General features: G+C 71.4%; 11 protein-coding genes. 6 read left to right on the top strand and 5 right to left on the bottom strand.

Going from position 1 to position 17936, the window contains the following annotated elements; genetic code table 11:
- Positions 1-187 precede the first annotated feature (187 nt).
- Positions 188-973 carry an MIP/aquaporin family protein gene (locus K1J60_RS37440; RefSeq protein WP_220650083.1) on the top strand — a complete coding sequence of 262 codons (786 nt, stop codon included), beginning with the start codon at positions 188-190 and terminating at the stop codon, positions 971-973.
- A gap of 46 nt (positions 974-1019) precedes the next feature.
- Positions 1020-2540, top strand: a complete 1521-nt coding sequence (gene glpK / locus K1J60_RS37435; protein ID WP_220650082.1) for a glycerol kinase GlpK — start codon at positions 1020-1022, stop codon at positions 2538-2540.
- 115 nt (positions 2541-2655) lie between these two features.
- On the opposite strand, the gene K1J60_RS37430 is transcribed toward glpK, so the two are convergent.
- The 4 genes from K1J60_RS37430 to K1J60_RS37415 are packed head-to-tail and all read right to left on the bottom strand — an operon-like array spanning position 2656 to position 6943.
- Positions 2656-3261, bottom strand: a complete 606-nt coding sequence (locus tag K1J60_RS37430) for a GTP-binding protein (RefSeq protein WP_220650081.1) — start codon at positions 3259-3261, stop codon at positions 2656-2658.
- 59 nt (positions 3262-3320) lie between these two features.
- Positions 3321-3716, bottom strand: coding sequence for a DUF742 domain-containing protein (locus K1J60_RS37425; protein ID WP_005485618.1), 396 nt, complete (start codon positions 3714-3716; stop codon positions 3321-3323).
- Between the two features lie 9 nt (positions 3717-3725).
- Positions 3726-4160, bottom strand: coding sequence for a roadblock/LC7 domain-containing protein (locus K1J60_RS37420; RefSeq protein ID WP_086802489.1), 435 nt, complete (start codon positions 4158-4160; stop codon positions 3726-3728).
- Positions 4157-6943, bottom strand: a complete 2787-nt coding sequence (locus tag K1J60_RS37415; protein ID WP_220650080.1) for a sensor histidine kinase — start codon at positions 6941-6943, stop codon at positions 4157-4159. Before K1J60_RS37415 ends, K1J60_RS37420 begins: the two co-directional genes overlap by 4 nt.
- Before the next feature lie 418 nt (positions 6944-7361).
- Here K1J60_RS37415 and K1J60_RS37410 point away from each other — a divergent pair, with 418 nt between their 5' ends.
- The 4 genes from K1J60_RS37410 to K1J60_RS37395 all read left to right on the top strand — a co-directional run bounded on the left by K1J60_RS37410 (position 7362) and on the right by K1J60_RS37395 (position 13033).
- On the top strand, positions 7362-7913 hold the full coding sequence (locus tag K1J60_RS37410) for a hypothetical protein (RefSeq protein WP_220650079.1): 552 nt from the start codon (positions 7362-7364) through the stop codon (positions 7911-7913).
- 277 nt (positions 7914-8190) lie between these two features.
- On the top strand, positions 8191-9657 hold the full coding sequence (locus K1J60_RS37405; RefSeq protein WP_220650078.1) for an aldehyde dehydrogenase family protein: 1467 nt from the start codon (positions 8191-8193) through the stop codon (positions 9655-9657).
- A 67-nt stretch (positions 9658-9724) separates the two neighbouring features.
- A complete protein-coding gene (locus K1J60_RS37400) occupies positions 9725-11314 on the top strand; it encodes an APC family permease (RefSeq protein WP_220650077.1) in 1590 nt (529 codons plus the stop codon).
- A gap of 168 nt (positions 11315-11482) precedes the next feature.
- On the top strand, positions 11483-13033 hold the full coding sequence (locus K1J60_RS37395) for a GMC family oxidoreductase (protein WP_220650076.1): 1551 nt from the start codon (positions 11483-11485) through the stop codon (positions 13031-13033).
- A 71-nt stretch (positions 13034-13104) separates the two neighbouring features.
- Here K1J60_RS37395 and K1J60_RS37390 read toward each other — a convergent pair whose 3' ends face one another.
- Positions 13105-17895, bottom strand: coding sequence for a hypothetical protein (locus tag K1J60_RS37390; RefSeq protein ID WP_220650075.1), 4791 nt, complete (start codon positions 17893-17895; stop codon positions 13105-13107).
- Positions 17896-17936: the final 41 nt, after the last annotated feature.

The raw sequence follows: 17936 nt of genomic DNA, 5'->3' as shown, positions 1-17936 counted from the left end.
GCCCCCTGGGTGCCGGTGAACACTTCCGGTGTCGGTCGGCATCGCCGGATTCGGGCGTCTTTGTGCACCGCGCCGCTCGGGCTCCCCGCCTGCAACGGGCCATCCCCCACGGGCGATGCGGCCGCGACGGCACGCTCGTCACGGAGGTCCGGGGCCGATCGCTCCGGGCCGGGGCCAAGGAGCCGCCATGAGCAACGGAGACATATTCGTCGGTGAGGTCATCGGTACGGCGATCCTGATTCTCTTCGGCGCCGGTGTGTGCGCCGCCGTCACTCTCAGGTTCTCGAAGGCGAGGGCGTCGGGCTGGATCGTCATCGCGTTCGGCTGGGGCTTCGCGGTGCTGGCAGGCGCCTACACCGCCGCTCCCCTGTCGGGTGGCCACCTCAACCCGGCGGTGACCCTCGGGATCGCGGTCGACACGGAGACCTGGGACAAGGTGTGGGTGTATCTGCTCGGCCAGATGGTCGGTGCGATGCTCGGCGCCGTGCTCGCCTATCTCGTCTATCTCGCACAGTTCCAGGCGAACGTCCGCAGGGAGGGCACCACGGAGGGCACGGCGGACGAGCCGACGCCGACCCTCGGGATCTTCTCCACCATCCCGGAGGTCCGTAACCCGGTCGCCAACCTGATCACGGAGATCATCGCGACGATCGCCCTGGTGCTGCCGATCCTCGCCTTCGGCCGGAACACGGGCATCGGTATCGGCCAGATCCCCGGCGAGGAGGCCGGGATCTACGGTTCCGGCATCTCGATCCTGCTGGTGGCGTTCCTGGTCGTCGGCATCGGCCTCTCCCTGGGCGGACCCACCGGCTACGCCATCAACCCGGCCCGTGACCTCGGCCCGCGCATCGTGCACACCTTTCTGCCGATCCCCAACAAGGGCACCTCGGACTGGGGTTACGCCTGGGTCCCGGTCGTCGGCCCCCTGGCCGGCGGGGTCCTCGCGGGCCTCATCTACAACGCGGCCTTCTGACGCACCGCCGTAGCACGTGAATCGACGCAAGACGTGAGGGGATGTCATGCCGGACAACGCCCAGAAGTACGTCGCCGCCATCGATCAGGGCACCACTTCGAGCCGTTGCATCATCTTCGACCAGGGCGGCGCCATCGTCGCCGTCGACCAGCGGGAGCACCGCCAGATCTTCCCCAAGCCGGGGTGGGTGGAGCACGACGCCACGGAGATCTGGTCGAAGGTGCAGGCGGTCGTCGCCGGGGCCATCGCGAAGGCAGGCCTGCGGGCGGAGCAGATCAGCGCGCTCGGCATCACCAACCAGCGGGAGACGACGGTCCTGTGGGATCGGGCCACGGGCAAGCCCGTGCACAACGCGATCGTCTGGCAGGACACCCGTACCTCGGCACTGTGCAACGAACTCGGCGGCACGGACGGGCAGGATCGCTTCCGTGAGCAGACCGGTCTGCCCCTGGCCAGCTACTTCTCCGGCCCGAAGGCCGCCTGGCTGCTCGACAACGTGCCCGGCCTGCGCACGCGTGCCGAGCGCGGCGAGATAGCCTTCGGCACGATCGACTCCTGGCTGATCTGGAACCTCACCGGCGGAACGGACGGCGGCCGGCACGTCACCGATGTCACCAACGCCGGACGCACCATGCTGATGAACCTGGAGACCCTCCAGTGGGACGCCTCGATCCTCTCCGCGATGAACGTCCCGGAGGCGATCCTGCCGGAGATCAGGTCCTCCGCCGAGGTGTACGGCACCGCCGTGGGCCCCCTCGCCGGCGTTCCCGTCGCCTCGGCCCTCGGCGACCAGCAGGCGGCGGTGTTCGGCCAGGCCTGCTACGACGTGGGCACGGCGAAGAACACCTACGGCACCGGAAGCTTCCTGCTGCTCAACACCGGGAACCGGCCCGTGCCGTCGAAGAACGGGCTGCTCACCACCATGGGGTACAAGATCGGCGGCGAGGCTCCGGTGTACTGCCTGGAGGGGTCGATCGCGATCACGGGCGCCCTGGTGCAGTGGTTCCGTGACCAGCTCGGCATCATCCGTACCGCCGACGAGATCGAGCCGCTGGCGGCGAGCGTCGACGACAACGGCGGCGCGTACATCGTGCCCGCGTTCTCGGGCCTGTTCGCCCCCTACTGGCGCTCGGACGCGCGGGGCGTCGTGACCGGGCTGACGAGGTACGTCACAAAGGCGCATCTCGCGCGCGCGGTGCTGGAGGCGACGAGCTGGCAGACGCGGGAGGTGGTGGACGCCATGTTCCAGGACTCGGGGGTGACCATCACGACGCTCAAGGTCGACGGTGGTATGACCAAGAACAACCTGCTGATGCAGCACCAGGCGGACGTCCTGGGCGTGCCGGTGATCCGGCCTCGGGTCTCCGAGACGACCTGCCTGGGGGCCGCGTACGCCGCCGGTCTCGCGACCGGGGTGTGGAACGACCTGGACGAGCTGAAGTCGCACTGGCAGAAGGACGTCGAGTGGACGCCCGCCATGGAGGCCTCCGTGCGTGACCGCGAGTACCACAACTGGCGCAAGGCGGTGGAGAAGAGCCTCGGCTGGCATGAGGACGACGCCGACTGACGGCACGCGCGTACGGCGGCGTCGCCGTCAGCGGCGGCGTCGAACGGGGCCGGCACGCGCGCGTGCCCATGAAGCCACGGTTCGTACCCCTGTCGGCGGGGGTACGGGCCGTGCCTCAGGTGGTGACGGTCTGGCGGTGCCCCGACGCGTGGGCCATCGCGTGCCGGACGACGGCGACGAGGACGTCCTTGACCGAGTCCCGCTGTCGGGCGTCGCACAGGACGACCGGCACGTCGGGGTCGAGGTCGAGGGCCTGGCGTACCGTCTCGGCCGGGTAACGCGCTGCGTCGTCGAAGCAGTTGACGCCGATCACGAAGGGTATGGAGCGCCGCTCGAAGTAGTCGACGGCGGCGAAGCAGTCCTCCAGGCGGCGTGTGTCGACAAGAACGACGGCTCCGAGGGCGCCGGAGGCGAGTTCGTCCCAGAGGAACCAGAACCGGTCCTGCCCGGGGGTGCCGAAAAGGTACAGGACGAGGTCTTCGCGCAGGGTGATGCGGCCGAAGTCCATGGCGACGGTGGTCGTCGTCTTGTTCTCCACACCGCTGGTGTCGTCGACCGGGCGGCCCGCCTCGGTGAGCACCTCCTCGGTGCGCAGTGGCTTGATCTCGCTGACCGCGCCGACGCAGGTGGTCTTGCCCACGCCGAAGCCGCCGGCCACGAGGATCTTCAGCGTGACGGGCTCTACCGGGGGTGTGCCGCGCTCAGTACGCCCGAGGATCATCGGTCTTTCTCCTGCTGGATGGGTTTGTCTCTCACGTGTTCGCTCGGTCTTCGTGTCGCTCAGAGCGCCCGGAGGCCGTTGATGACGTCGCGCAGGATGCTCTCGTCCACCAGCTCGGCAGGCGGTACGGGGCGGGTCACGTGGACGAGTTCCTCGTCCACGAGGTCTCCGACGAGGACGCGGACCACCCCGACGGGGAGGTCCAGGTCGGCGGCCAGTTCGGCCACCGACTGAGGGGTGTCGCGGCAGAGCTCGACGATACGGACGTGCTCAGGGGAGAGGGAGTGGTCCTCCTCCGGGTCGTCGACGTGCGGTTCCGTGACGACCACGGCGATCAGGTCGAGGCGGTGCTGGATCGCGTGATTGGTCCGGCCGCGTGTCATCGCGTACGGACGCACCACTGGTCCGGCCTCGTCGTCGAACCAGTGGCTTCTTCCCTGACCGTCTCGGCTCATGCCATCCCACTACCCGCCCTGGGACACATCGGTGCGCGGGGCGGATCCCAGATGTACGCCGACCCGCTTGACCAGGAGGGTCATCTCGTAGGCGACCTGGCCGATGTCCGCGTCGGAGTCGGCGAGGACGGCGAGGCAGCTGCCGTCACCGGCGGCCGTGACGAAGAGGAAGGCCTCGTCGAGCTCGACGACGGTCTGCCGGACGCTGCCTGCCTCGAAGTGGCGGCCGACGCCCTTGGCGAGGCTGTGGAATCCGGAGGAGACGGCGGCCAGGTGCTCGCTGTCCTCTCTGGTCAGGTCCTTGGAGACGCCCGTGGGCAGTCCGTCGCTGGAGAGCACGAGCGCCTTGCGGATGCTGGCGACACGCTCCACCAGGTCGTCCAGGAGCCAGTTCAGCTCCCCGGACGTACCGGTCGCGGTCCTCTCGGCCTTCGGTGCGGTCATCGACCGTCCCCCTTAGTCGTTCCTCGTGGTGCTGAGACGCCCTGGGCGTCGTCGCCCCCGGCGTTCTCCTCGCGGCCACGCTGCCAACCCCGTTGGAGCGAGGCCATACGGCTGCGTACCTCGTCGGCGTCGCGTTCGGCCGGCTCCTGGTGCCGCTCGGGGCGGGACCCCTCACGTTCGGTACGCCGGTCGGGGCCCTCCTTCAACTGCGGTGCCAGACTGGCCTGTCGGACGCGACGCGGCAGCGGGCTCGGAGCTGATTCTGCCTGGTCGGTCGTCGTGCCCGCGCGCGGGGTCGGCTCACCCACGCCGTACGGCGACGACGTCGGGGCCGGGCCGCCCGATGAGGTCGTACGGCGGCGCTGGGGCAGCGCGGGGCCGTCGTACCCGCCGGGGGGCAGGGCGGTGAGCGGCCGGCTGTCGGCGGTCCCCTCGGGGCCCGCTGTGCGGCCCTGGCCGGGCTCGTCCTCCGGGTGCCTGGCCCTGGCCCCTGTCACCGAACGGCCGTGCGAGCTGACGAGATGCGGGGTCCGGCGCTGCGGCAGCGGCACGGGGCCGAGGGTCGGGTCGGGGTCGGTGAGCGGTGCCTGCCGTCCTTCGCCGTCGCGCTCCGGCTGCCGTTGTTCGTCGGTGACGCCGGTCAGGGAGCGGCGGGGCCGGAACAGCCCGCCCTGCTCGGCCTCCTCGTCGCCGAGGGTGCCCGGGAACCCGCCCAGGGGCTCCAGGTCGACCGGTGCCTCCAGTTCCACGGGGCCGTCCAGGATGCCCGCGGTGAGCCCGGGGAGGCGGACCGGGACCTGGGAGAGCGCCGCGTTGCGCTCTTCCTCCAGCTCGGCCTCGCGGGTGGGGTGGGCGCGGTCGAGGCGGAAGCCGATGCCGTTGGTGTCGGGGACGTCGTCGGTGAGCAGGGCGTCGGGGATGAACACCACGGCCGTGGTGCCGCCGTACGGGGAGGGCTGGAGGGAGACGCGGACCTTCTGCCGCTGGGCGAGCCGGCTGACCACGAAGAGACCGAGCCGGTCGGTGTCGGAGAGTTCGAAGTCGGGGGTCTCGGCGAGCTTGAGGTTGGCGTCCAGGAGCGCCTCGGCCGACATGCCGAGGCCTCGGTCGTGGATCTCCAGCGTGAAGCCGTTGGCGACCCGCTCGCCGTGCACCTGCACGGCGGTGTGCGGGGGCGAGAACACCGTGGCGTTCTCCAGCAGTTCGGCCACCAGGTGGGTGAGGTCGGCGACCGCGGGACCGGTGACGGCGACCCTGGGCAGCCGGCGGACCTCTATCCGCTCGTAGTCCTCGACCTCGGCGACGGCCGCGCGGACGACGTCCATGAGCTGGATGGGCTTGCGCCACTGCCGGGAGGGGGCGGCGCCCGAGAGGATGACCAGGCCCTCCGCGTGGCGGCGCATACGGGTCGTCAGGTGGTCCAGGCGGAACAGGTCGGCGAGTTCGTCGGTGTCCTCGGTCCGGCGTTCCATGGTGTCGAGGAGGGTGAGTTGCTTGTGCAGCAGGACCTGGCTGCGGCGGGCGAGGTTGACGAAGACCTCGGAGATGCCGCTGCGGAGTTCGGACTGCTTCACGGCGGCCTCGACCGCCGCCCGCTGGAGGGTGTTGAGGGCCTGGCTGACCTCGCCGATCTCGTTCTTGTCGTACTCCAGGTGTGGCACCTCGGTCTCCACGTCGACCTGTTCGCCCGCGGCGAGTCGGCGCATCACGCTGGGCAGCCGCACTCCGGCGGTCTCGTGGGCCTCCTGGCGGAGCCGGCGCAGGTCGCGGATGAGGACGCGGCCGATGCGGACGGACATGAAGAGCGAGAAGAGCAGGGCGAAGAGGCCGAGGACACCGGCGATCGCGGCCTTCAGGATGACGTCGGTGGCCAGCGGGCGGACCCGGTCCTGGTAACGGTCGCCCGCCTCGATGCTGAGGTCGCGGAGGTCGGCGAGCACCGGCTCGACCGAGGTGTCCCAGCTCTTGGCGGTGAACGTGCTGGGCTTGCCGGGGTCGGAGGCGATGACGGCCTGTTCGACCGAACGCAGGGGCGCGGTACTGGCGTTGTTCCAGTAGTCGGCGAAGCGGTCGCGGTCGGCGGTGGGCAGCTGCGGCAGGCTGATGTCGTACATCAGGGTGCGCTGGGCGACGAGGTCGGAGAAGTCGCGGATCTCGTCCTTGGTGATGCGGTCCGCGACGAGCACCGAGCTGAGCAGGGCGTCCTCGCGGGAGAGGAGTTCGCGGGCGCGGCCGACGTTGACCAGGGCGCGGCCCTGCTTGTCCATCTCCACGCTGTCGAGCGCGGGCAGGTTGGACAGCAGGGTGAAGCAGGGGTCGACGAGTTCGTTGTAGTGGCCGAGGGCCTGGGTGACGGTGACGGTGCCGCTCTCGACGGTCGTCCGCAGGGAGGGCAGGGTGTCGAGGGCGTCCAGGATCGTCGTCAGCCGCAGCGAGGTGGCCTCGCCCATCTCGTCCCGCAGTTCGGCGTCACGGGCGTGTTCCCGGAACTCCTCGACGGCCTTGTCCGTGGCGGCCCTGCTGCGGTCGAGTGCCGTGACGGCCCCGGAGGACCGTGGGTCGGCGAGGTAGACGAGGGTCTGGCGGCGTTCCTGCTGGAGCACACGGATGGTGTCCTCGGTGGGGAAGCCGATCTCCTCGACGATGTCCGCCACCCTGAAGAGTTCGCTCGCCTCACGACCCGTCAGCACCGTGGCGAACGTCCAGACACCCGTCAGGGCCACCAAGGGCACGAGCAACAGCGCCACGATCTTCCGGCGGATCGATTTCCCGCGAAAGCGCATGGCCTCCCCCAGCTCGACCCCCGCCAGGCCCGGGGGCACACATGTGCGTCAACAAACGGCGTGAGCCTACTACCGACTCGCACGTATCTCGAAGAGCCGGCCTGGCTCCCGCGGCACCAGGGGCGAACCGGACAGGGGGAGTTGTCCGTTCATTGGGGGAGATTGCCGCCCCCGGTCCGGCAGTTGAACCAATGACATCCCGTCGGGGAAGTCTGCCGGTTGGCCGGATTTTTTCGTTCCGCGGGAATCTTCGACGCTCGTCGATCGTCTTTCTGTACGGGAATTGAGGGCGGAATCGGCCACAGATCCCGCAGGCCGCTCTCAGGCGGCGTAAACCAGAGGAAGTCGGGCACCAGTGGGGGGCCGGGTCCACGGATCCGGATCTGTTGGTCCACCGGCGGTGGGGAGTGACGAGTTGATGGGCACGGCGGAGCGGCGCGCAGCGTCCGGGGACGGAGCGGCGACGCCCGAGGTGGCGGCGCGGAGCGCGCGAACACCGGATCGCGGCCTCCTGACGGGGGTCGGCGTCGCGGTGGAAGAACGGGGGCTCTCCGCGCGTGGCGACGAAGAGCGGATGTATTACCGGCCGTTGTGGATCGAGGAGCCGGCGCGCAGGCGGCGGCTGCCCGATCCGGTGCGGACGGCGGCGGTGCGTGCGGTCCTCATCATCGCGGTGACGCTGCTGCAGGCGATGGTGGCGCTTCTGTGCACCCTCGCGGGTTCCTGGCTGGCGTTCCCCATGGTGCTGAGCAGCGTGGCGAGCACGATCGCGGCGACCTGGGGCGTCCTGGACGTCTGGGTGACCCGCCAGGTGTGGAACCAGCGCAACGGGGTGGTCTCCGCCCCCAGCAGCACCGCGCGCTCTCTGCGCCGGGAGCGGCGGCGCGCCCGTCGTGAGGCGCGGGCCGCGGAGCGCACGCAGGAGCGCATACGCCGTCGGGGTGGCGCCGGGCAACTGTCGCACCCGTAGGACAGCCGGGGCGGACCCTTGCCGAAAGGGCCCGCCTCCTCCGGGCGGTCCCGAAAGGGCCCGCCCCTCCGGCGCCTCCCGAAAGGGGCCCGCCGGCCTCCGGGCGGCGAGACGGCCGCCTCCTCCTGTGACCTCTCGCCAGGCGCAGTCAGTGCTTTGACCAGGCGTGTCGACTGTCACATTTGACCCCCTCTTGGGCATAGAACTCACTCTTCCGGTTAGGCGCTCTGCCGCGAGGGCGCCTGCCGTACGGCGCTGACCAGGAGGAACGAGAGACATGCCCGAACTTTTCATCGGTGGAGCATGGCGATCCGCGCTCGACGGCCGGACGCGTGAGATCCGCTGCCCCGCCGACGGCAGCCTGGTCGCGGTCGTCGACGAGGCCGGCGCCAAGGACACCGTGGAGGCCATCGCCGCCGCGCGGCGCGCCTTCGACGAGGGCCCGTGGCCCACCACCTCGCCCGCCGACCGCGGTGATCTGCTGCTGCGGGTGGCGGACCTCCTCGTACGCGACAAGGACGCGCTCGCCCGCGCCGAGTCCCTCGACACCGGCAAGCGGCTGGTGGAGAGCGAGTACGACATCGACGACATCGCGAACTGCTTCCGCTACTTCGGGCGTGCGGCCACCGCTGAGACCGGCCGTGTCGTCGACACCGGGCAGCCGGGCGTCGACAGCCGGGTCGTCTACGAGCCGGTCGGGGTCTGCGCGCTGATCACCCCCTGGAACTACCCCCTGCTCCAGACGGCCTGGAAGGTCGCCCCGGCGCTCGCGGCCGGCAACACGTTCGTGCTGAAGCCGAGCGAGCTGACCCCGCACACCGCGATCCATCTGATGAGGCTGCTGGCGGAGGCCGGGGTGCCGGAGGGCGTGGCCAACCTCGTCCTGGGCGCCGGGCCCGAGGCGGGCGCCCCGCTCTCCGACCACCCGGACGTGGACCTGGTCTCCTTCACCGGTGGCCTCCAGACCGGCCGTCGGCTGATGGCCAACGCCGCCGCGAGCGTGAAGAAGGTCGCCCTGGAGCTCGGCGGCAAGAACCCGAACATCGTCTTCGCCGACGCCGACTTCGACACGGCCGTCGACATGGCGCTGACCGCCGTCTTCCTGCACTCGGGGCAGGTCTGCTCGGCGGGCGCCCGTCTGCTGGTGGACGACTCGCTGCACGACCGGTTCGTCGACGAGGTCGTCCGCCGGGCGCGGGAGATCCGGCTCGGTGGGCCCTTCGACGAGCGGGCGCAGACCGGCCCGCTCATCTCCGCCGCCCACCGCGCAAAGGTCGAGGAGTACGTCGCCCGCGGCATCGCCGAGGGCGCGGTGCTGCGCTGCGGCGGCGAGCGGCCGAGCGGCGAGGCGTACGACAAGGGGTTCTACTATCTGCCGACCGTCCTGGACGAGTGCGCGGGCACGATGTCCGTGGTCCAGGACGAGTCGTTCGGGCCCGTGCTGACAGTGGAACGGTTCAGCACCGAGGACGAGGCCGTGCGGCTGGCCAACGACACCATCTACGGCCTGGCCGGTGCCGTGTGGACGACCGACGAGGCCAAGGCCCAGCGGATGGCGGCCCGGCTGCGGATGGGCACGGTGTGGATCAACGACTACCACCCGTATGTGCCGCAGGCCGAGTGGGGCGGTTACAAGCAGTCCGGCTTCGGCCGTGAGCTGGGGCCGGCGGGGCTCGCCGAGTACCGCGAGGCGAAGCACATCTGGCGCAACACCGCCCCGGCCCCGCAGGGTTGGTTCGCCTAGTCCGTCGTTCTCGGCACCCGCAGAGCCACTCCCCCTCCCCTCCCCAAGGCTCACCAGGAGTCCGCTCATGACGACCATCGAGCAACCCACCGGATCGAAGAAGACGTCCGATGACACCGAACTCACCGAGTTCGGCTACAAACCCGAGCTCAAACGCACCCTGGGCAACTTCCACACCTTCGCCGCCGGGATCAGCTACATCTCGATCCTGACCGGTACCTTCCAGCTGTTCTACTTCGGCTTCGCCAGCGGCGGCCCGGCCTACTGGTGGTCGTGGCCGATGGTGTTCGTCGGCCAGTTCATGGTCGCGCTCTGTTTCGCCGAGCTGGCGGCCCGCTACCCGGTCGCGGGCTCGGTCTACAACTGGTCCAAGAAGATTGGCAATCCGCATCTGGGCTGGCTCGCCGGCTGGATGATGCTGACCGCCTCCATCGTGTCGATCGCGGCGGTCGCGCTGGCCTACCAGCTGACGCTGCCGCAGATCTCCGACGTGTTCCAGATCGTCGGGGACGGCACCGGCAAGTACGACGTGGCGACCAACGCGGTCATCCTGGCCGCGGTGCTGATCCTGTTCACCACCCTGGTGAACGCCTTCGGCGTCAAGCTGATGGCGCGGATCAACACGGCGGGCGTGTTCATCGAGCTGATCGCCACCGTCGTGCTGATCGTTCTGTTCGCCGTCCACATCACCCGCGGCCCGCAGGTGGTCCTGGAGACCAACGGCACCGGCGCGAGCTACGGCAACGGCTATCTGGGCGCGTTCCTCGTGGCATCGCTGGCGTCGGCGTACGTCATGTACGGCTTCGACACGGCCGCCTCGCTGGGTGAGGAGTCCCTGGACCCGACCCGGAACGCCCCGCGCGCGATCATCCGGGCGATCGTCGCCTCGTTCGTCCTCGGCGGTCTGATCCTGCTGCTGGCGCTGATGAGCGTCTCCAGCCTGAAGGGCGAACAGTTGTCCACGGACGGTCTGCAGTACGTGGTGCTCAATGTGCTCGGCCCGACGGCCGGCAAGGCGATGCTGTGGTGCGTCCTGATCGCGGTCACCGTGTGCGCCCTGGCCGTGCACACCGCCGCCATCCGGCTGACCTTCGCCATGGCCCGGGACAACAACCTGCCCGCCTCCTCGAAGCTCGCCAAGATCCACCCGCGTTTCCAGACACCGGTCCTGCCGACCGTGATCATCGGGGTGCTGGCGCTGGCGATCCTGGTGGTCAACATCCGTCAGCCGCAGATCTTCACCGTGGTGACCAGCATCGGCATCATCATGATCTACCTGGCCTATCTGGGCGTCACCGTGCCGATGCTGGTGGCGCGGCTGCGCGGCACGTGGCAGCCCGCCGGGGACGGCCGGTTCTCGCTGGGCCGCTGGGGCCTGCCCGTGAACATCCTCGCCGTGCTCTGGGGCGCGGGCATGACCCTCAACCTGATCTGGCCGCGCGCCGCGGTCTACAACGCGGCCGCCCCGTTCCACTGGTACCTGCAGTGGGGCGCTGTCCTCTTCGTCGGGATCATCGCCGGTGGTGGCTTCGCCTACTACTGGTTCATCCAGCGGCACAGGACGGGCGTGCTCGCCGAGCACCGCGTGGCCTCCGAGGCCGGAACCACACCGCCCGTGCCGCCCGCCACCCCCCTCGCCACCCCCGCGGCGGACTGAGAGCCGCTCACCCGGCTTCACACGGCAGAGCGGCACGGCAGAGCCACGGCTCGCGAAGCACGGCACAACATGCCGGCGCCACGGCTGCGATGCACGGCGCAGCAGCGCACCCACCACCCAGCACAGCACAGCAGCTCGACAGCACAGCACCCAGGAGGTCAACTCCCCATGATCGAAGACGAGTTCGACTATGTCGTGGTCGGCGGCGGAACCGCGGGAAACGTGGTGGCGGCCAGACTCTCCGAGGACCCGTCGGTCACCGTGTGCGTCCTGGAGGCGGGCCCCAGTGACGTCGGCGACGACGACGTCCTGAAGCTGGAACGCTGGATGGGCCTGCTGGAGTCCGGCTACGACTGGGACTACCCGGTGGAACCGCAGGCCAGCGGCAACAGCTTCATGCGCCACGCGAGGGCGAAGGTCCTCGGCGGCTGTTCGTCCCACAACTCCTGCATCGCCTTCTGGGCACCGGCGGAGGACCTCGACGACTGGGCGGCCGCGGGCTGCACGGGCTGGTCGGCGGCCGACCTCTTCCCGCTCTACCAGCGACTGGAGACCAACGACGCGCCCGGCGACCACCACGGCCGCACCGGTCCGGTGAAGCTCCGCACCATCAAGAGCGAGGACCCGTGCGGCAACGCCCTGCTGGAGGCGTGCGTCCAGGCGGGTATCCCGACGACGCCGTTCAACACGGGCACGACGGTGGTCAGGGGCGCCAACTGGTTCCAGATCAACTCCGACGAGAACAACATCCGCCAGTCCTCGTCGGTGGCGTACCTGCACCCGATCATGGGCCGTCGTCCGAACCTGGAGGTGCGCACCGGCGTCCGCGCCAAGAAGCTGGTGCTCGACGGGCGCCGCTGCGTCGGCGCCGAGTATCTGGACCCGGACCTGATCCACACCCGGACGGTACGCGCCCGGCGTGAGGTCATCGTCTCCTGCGGCGCCATCGACACCCCGAAGATCCTCATGCTCTCCGGCATCGGCCCCGCCGAACAGCTGCGCGAGGTGGGCGTCGACGTGGTCGTGGACTCGGCGGGCGTCGGCGAGAACCTCCAGGACCACCCCGAGGGCGTCATCATGTGGGAGGCCGCGCAGCCGATGCCCACCACGTCCAACCAGTGGTGGGAGGCGGGCATCTTCTACGACACCGAGCCGGGCCTGGACCGGCCGGACCTGATGTTCCACTACGGGTCCGTGCCGTTCGACATGAACACGGCCCGGTACGGCTACCCCACGTCCGAGAACGCGTTCTGTCTGACGCCGAACGTGACACGGGCGAAGTCCCGGGGCACCGTGCGGCTGCGTACCCGTGACTACCGGGACAAGCCGAAGGTCGACCCGCGCTACTTCACGCACGAGCACGACGTGCGCGTCATGACGTACGGTCTTCGGCTCGCCCGGCAGATCGCGGCGCAGCCGGCGCTGAGCGGGTGGGCCGGGGCCGAGCTGGCGCCCGGGCCCGACGTACGGACCGACGAGGAACTGTTCGACTACATCCGCAAGACCCACAACACCGTCTACCACCCGGCCTGCACGGTGAAGATGGGTGCGGACGACGACGCCTCGGCTCCGCTCGACGCACGGCTGCGGGTGAAGGGGATCGAGGGGTTGCGGGTGGCGGACGGGTCGGTGATGCCGGATCTGGTGACCGTGAACCCGTGCATCACGACGATGATGATCGGCGAGAAGTGCGCGGATCTCTTGAAAGCCGATGCCTGAGGGGTCGGGCGGCTCGGGGCGTGGGCGACTGCGGATCCGTTGTGGCGGGTCGCGCGGTTCCCCGCGCCCCTTCAGGGCGCGGTTGCCGTCGGCCTCTTGTACATCCTCGTCGCCGTGATCTCCGTGTGGGCCGTCTCTCCCGGCTGGGGCTGCTGGGGGAGTCCCGGGCGGAGGTGTTCCTCCACGCTGATGTACTTGAGGCCCGCTCGTAGGTCGGCGTCGTTGCGAAGGCGGATGACCAGGGGGAACTCCGCCAGAGCCGTCGTGTCGAAGAGACCGGTGGTGTAGAGGAGCTGGACGCCGAGGGCGTCCGAGACCGCGCGCTGCAGTTCCAGCAGGTACGTCGCGTTGGCGCGGCCGATGGGGTTGTCCAGGAACAGGGTGCCGGCGTGGCGGTGCTTGTCCCGCCCCCGGTCGTTGCTGCGCAGGGCGGCCATCGTGCAGTACAGGGCGATGGCGGCGGTGAGCAGCTGCCCGCCGGAGAAGACGTCGCCCATCTGGCCGACGGGGACGCGCTCGGCCCTCAGCACCGCGTCCGGCTTGAGGATCTCCACGGCGACGCCCCTCGGCTGGAGCGCGGCGCCGACGCCCCTCAGCAGCAGGGACATGCCGTCGCGGCGCATGTCGGAGTTCTTCTTCACGGCCGCGCGGGTCGCATCGTCGACGACCTCGCCGAGACGTTCGGTGAGGGTGGCCTGGTCGGGCTCCTCGAAGCGGATCCGGAGGAATTCCTGGCCGGACCACTCCCCCAGGCCCTCGGGAAGCCGGGAGAGCCGCTGGGCGGAGCGGAGGGTCGCGAGGGCCGACTCCACGAGGCCCCGCAGCCGGTCGACGATCGAGTCCCGGTTGCGCTCCAGCTGGGCCAGCTCGTCCGTGAGGACCCGGAGTCGGGGCGCGAACGCGTCGGCCCACTTCTGGGCGTGCTCGGGGAGCGAGGAGGCGGGCAGCTCCCGGATCTGCTGGCGGGCCGGCGTACGGACCTGCTCGTAGCGCGTGGAGTTGGCGTGGCGTACGAGGACGTCGCTCGCCTCGCGCACGGAGCCCTCGGCGGCGGAGAGGTCTGCGGTGCAGCCGCGCAGGGAGCGGCGGGCCTCCGCGGCGACCCTGCGGGCCTCTTCGAGCCCTCCCGGGTAGAGCTCGGGCTCCTCCTGGTCGTCCTCCGTGGCGTGGTCGCGCAGGAGGTCCCGCAGGAGGGCGGCGGTCTCCTCGAAGCCGCCGGCCGCGTCCTCGGCGGCGCGGTGGGACTCCAGCAGCTCGGCGTGGGCTTCACGGGCCTGGGTCAACGCCTCGGCGCGGGACGCCAGTTCGGCGGTGGCCGTGCGCAGCAGGGACTGGGCGTGCTCGGCGTCGCGCGGGAGCAGTTCCTCGGGCAGCTCGGTGTGGGCCTCGCCGTCCTCCGGCGCGTGCCGCTCGGCCTCGCCGCGCAACCGGCCGAGCTGCTCGCTCGCGGTGGACACCCGGGTCTCCAGGAGCTGGACGAGTTCCTCGGCACGCGCGGCCGCCGCCTGCCGTGAGGGCCCGTCGGAGCCGTCCGGCGACTGCAGCAGTTGCTCGGCGCGGTTGCGGACCTTGTTGGTCAGCCGGTCGAGCTCGGCGATGGCGGCGCTCTCGTCGCTCTCGGCCCGCGCCTGCTCGGCTCGCAGATCGGCGCCGACGCCGACCTTCTCGTACACCTGGGACGCGGCGCGGTAGGCCTCGCGGAGGGCCGCGAGGGGCTGCTTGGGTGCGCCGGAGTCCGTCTCCGGCACGTCGTCGGGGGCGCCGGCGATCTCTGCGCGTTCGGCGCGCAGAGCACGCGCCGTGCGGCGGGCGTCGTCCGCGCCGCGCTGGGTGGCCCGCCGGTCCTCGTCGGCGGCGCGGGCCCGCTCCAGGCAGGACTGGGCCCGGGCCTCGGACTCGGCGGCCTCGTCGGCGAGTTCACGGAGCTTCACCTGCCAGCCGGCCCGCTCGCGCAGGCGGAAGGCCAGCCCGGCGAGAGCGTCGGCGGCACGGCGGGACTTCTGTGCGGCCTCCTGACGTTCGTCCCGCACCTGGGCCGCCTCGGCGGCCGCCTCCTCGGCCTCGGCCCGCACGGTCCGCGCCTCCGAGAGCTCCGCCTCGGCCTCCTCGGCGAACGCGCGCGTCTCCCGCGCGGCATCGGCCAGCTCGGTGAGTCGTCCCGCCGGGCAGCCCGTGCGCCAGGAGGAGAGCCGGGCCGCCAGCTCCCGGTCCTTGCCGAGCCGGGTCGCCAGCTGACGGATCTCCTCGTCGCGCTCGGTGGCCCGCGCGCGCAGCGCCTGCCGTTCCTCGTCGGCGGCGTGCTCGTCGTGCATGGCCGGGTTCGGCGGGACGAGGAAGACGTCGCCGGAGTGCCCGTCGCCCTCGTCCATGGGCGGCGTCGGTGCCAGCAGGGCCGCGGCCGTGCCGACGGCCACGGCGGACCTCGGCAGCAGTGCGGCGTCGCTCAGTGCCTCGCGGGCCCGGGCGTGCGAGTCGGGGTCGGTGATGATCACACCGTCGACCAGCTCGGGGCGCGCGGCGAGCACGCGCGCGTGGTCGGTGGGGTCGACGGCCTGAGCGAGGTAGCGCCAGCCGGGTAGAGCCGGGATGCCGTGCTCACCGAGGAACTCGACGGTCGCCAGGACGTCCGGGCCCGGCGGCAGCAGACCGCCGTCGCCGAGGGCGCCGAGGATGCGGGAGTCGTCGGCCGCGGCGGTGCGCAGCTCGAAGAGGTGGCGCTCGGCGGACGACACGTTCTCGTCGAGCAGTTCGCGCAGTTCGTCGGCGAAGCGGTCCAGCTCCTCGGGGGTGAGGGGGCCGTCGGCGGGATCGCGTGAGGAGTCGTCGGGGCCGGGGCGCCGAACCCGGCCGGAGCCCTGCGGGGAAGCGTTCCCGCCGGTCTCGGCTCCGTCCCGGCCGGCGGCGGAATCACCCGAGCCGCTGCCCACGCCGGCCGCTCCGCCTGCACCGGTCGCGCCGTCGGCGTCGGACCCGCCCCTACGAGGGCCCGGCACCCCGCCGGACGCCCTGCCCACGACACCCGGAAGACTCAGCAGCTCCGCCAGCCGCTCCTCCCCCGCGAGGGCCTCCGCGGTGCGTCGCTCCCCGTCGTAGGCGCGCTCGGCGGCGGTCGCCGCGTCCGCCGCGCGAGCGGCCGTGAGCTCCGCGCGGGACTCGGCGGAGGCCGCCTCCCGGGCGTGCTCGGAGGCGCGGCGTGAGGCCTCGCGCGCGGTGTCCCAGGCCGCGACGGCCGTCTTCTCGGCGTCGCTGGCGGCGAGGGCGGCCCTGGCCGGGTCGGCGTCGGGCGCGCTGTCGTCCAGCCAGCCCGCGCGGACCGCCTCGGCGGTCTCCTGCTCGACCTCGCTGAGCCGTTGTTTCAGATGTCCGACCTCGCTGCGGGCGCGCTGTGCCTCGGTGGCGGCGACGGTCGCGTCCCGGTGGGCTGCCTCGCCGACCTCCTGAAGGGCGGCCGACTTCTCCTCGCCCTCGTTCGCGAGGTTCTCGGCGCTCTCCGCGGCGGCGTGCAGGGCCCGTACGAGGTCGACGGCCGCCTTGGCGCGGGCGGCGAGCGCGGGGGCGGCGTCCCGTTCGGCCTCCTGGATGGCGGCTGCCACCCGGGCGACGCGGTCGGCGGCGGCCCGGTGCCTGAGCACGGCCTCGGCGGCCTGCCAGGCGGAGTGCAGGGTGCGCGCGTCGGCCAGTTCCCGCTTCTGCGCGGCGGCCGACTTCTCGGCGGCGGCGAGCGCCAACGACGCGTGCCGGTAGGCCAGTTCGGCTGCGATGAGCGCACTGCGGTCACGGGCGGCCTCGGAGTGGGTGACCGCGTACGCGGCGGCGGTGACCCGCTGGGCCAGATCGGTGCCCCGCAGTCGCTCCCGGGCGGCGCGTGCCGACAGCCGTCGGGCCAGGGTTCGGGTGCGCCGCTCGGCGCCCGCGTGGACGTCCCGGGCCCGGGACCGGCCCTCGGCCGCCTCCACGATCCGGCGCAGCAGATCCACGGACCCGGCCGTGAAGTCCCGTTCGGCGATCAACTCCGCGCGCCGGCCGAGCTTGTTGCCGAACCCGGCGACGAGGTCGGCAAGGCCGTCCGTGTCCCGGGTGTCGGTCACGGCCCGCAGCAGCAGGTCGGTGAAGTCGGAGTCCTTCTTCACCGCGAAGAGGCCGGCGGCCTCGCCCTCGTCGGCGTTCATCTCCCGCTGGTAGCGGAAGAGTTCGGGGTCGAGACCGAGGTCCGTCAGATGCTCGTTCCAGCGGTCGTGGATCTCCTCCCAGTGCACTTCGAGGTGCGGATACGCCTTGCCCGCCTCGGTGAGGGCGTCCCGGAAACCCTTCATGGTGCGCCGCCGCCCCTGCGCGCCGGACGCGCCCTCGACGGTCGGCCGTACGGCGGTGGACTCGGCGACGGGCAGATTGTCGAGGCTCAGCCCCGGGCCGGGCCGGAAAGAGTACCAGGCCTCGGCGAACTTCCGTGGATCGTTGGAGACCTGCCGCCCCCGCCACTCGCTCACCTTGCCCACGACCACGCACTCGCCGGTCAGGGTGTGCTGCCACTCCAGGGCGACGTGCCCGCAGTCGTCCGCCAGCAGGAACTTCCGCAGCACTCCGGAGCTGGCGCCGCCGAGGGTGTTCCGGTGGCCCGGCAGCATCACCGAGAAGATCAGCTTGAGGAGCACGGACTTGCCGCCGCCGTTCTCCAGGAAGAGCACCCCGGCGGGCGCCGGCCGGCGCGGCGGTCCGGTGGGCTCCTCCTCGAAGAACTCCGCCTGCTGCGGCGCGGGGTCGGGCACGTACTCGCCCACACCTCTCAGGTCCAGCACGGTGTCGGCGTAGCGCGCACCGGCCGGCCCGATGGAGTAGAGGCGGACCCGGGACAGCTCGTACATGGCGGCGGACTTTCGCGGTCGTGACGGTGGATCGTGCGGGG

Origin of the sequence: Streptomyces akebiae (assembly GCF_019599145.1) — a bacterium.
In the GTDB taxonomy this organism is placed as follows: Bacteria; Actinomycetota; Actinomycetes; order Streptomycetales; family Streptomycetaceae; genus Streptomyces; species Streptomyces akebiae.
The sequence above is the reverse complement of the archived record's forward strand: the minus strand, read 5'-3'. Positions and strand labels throughout refer to the sequence as shown.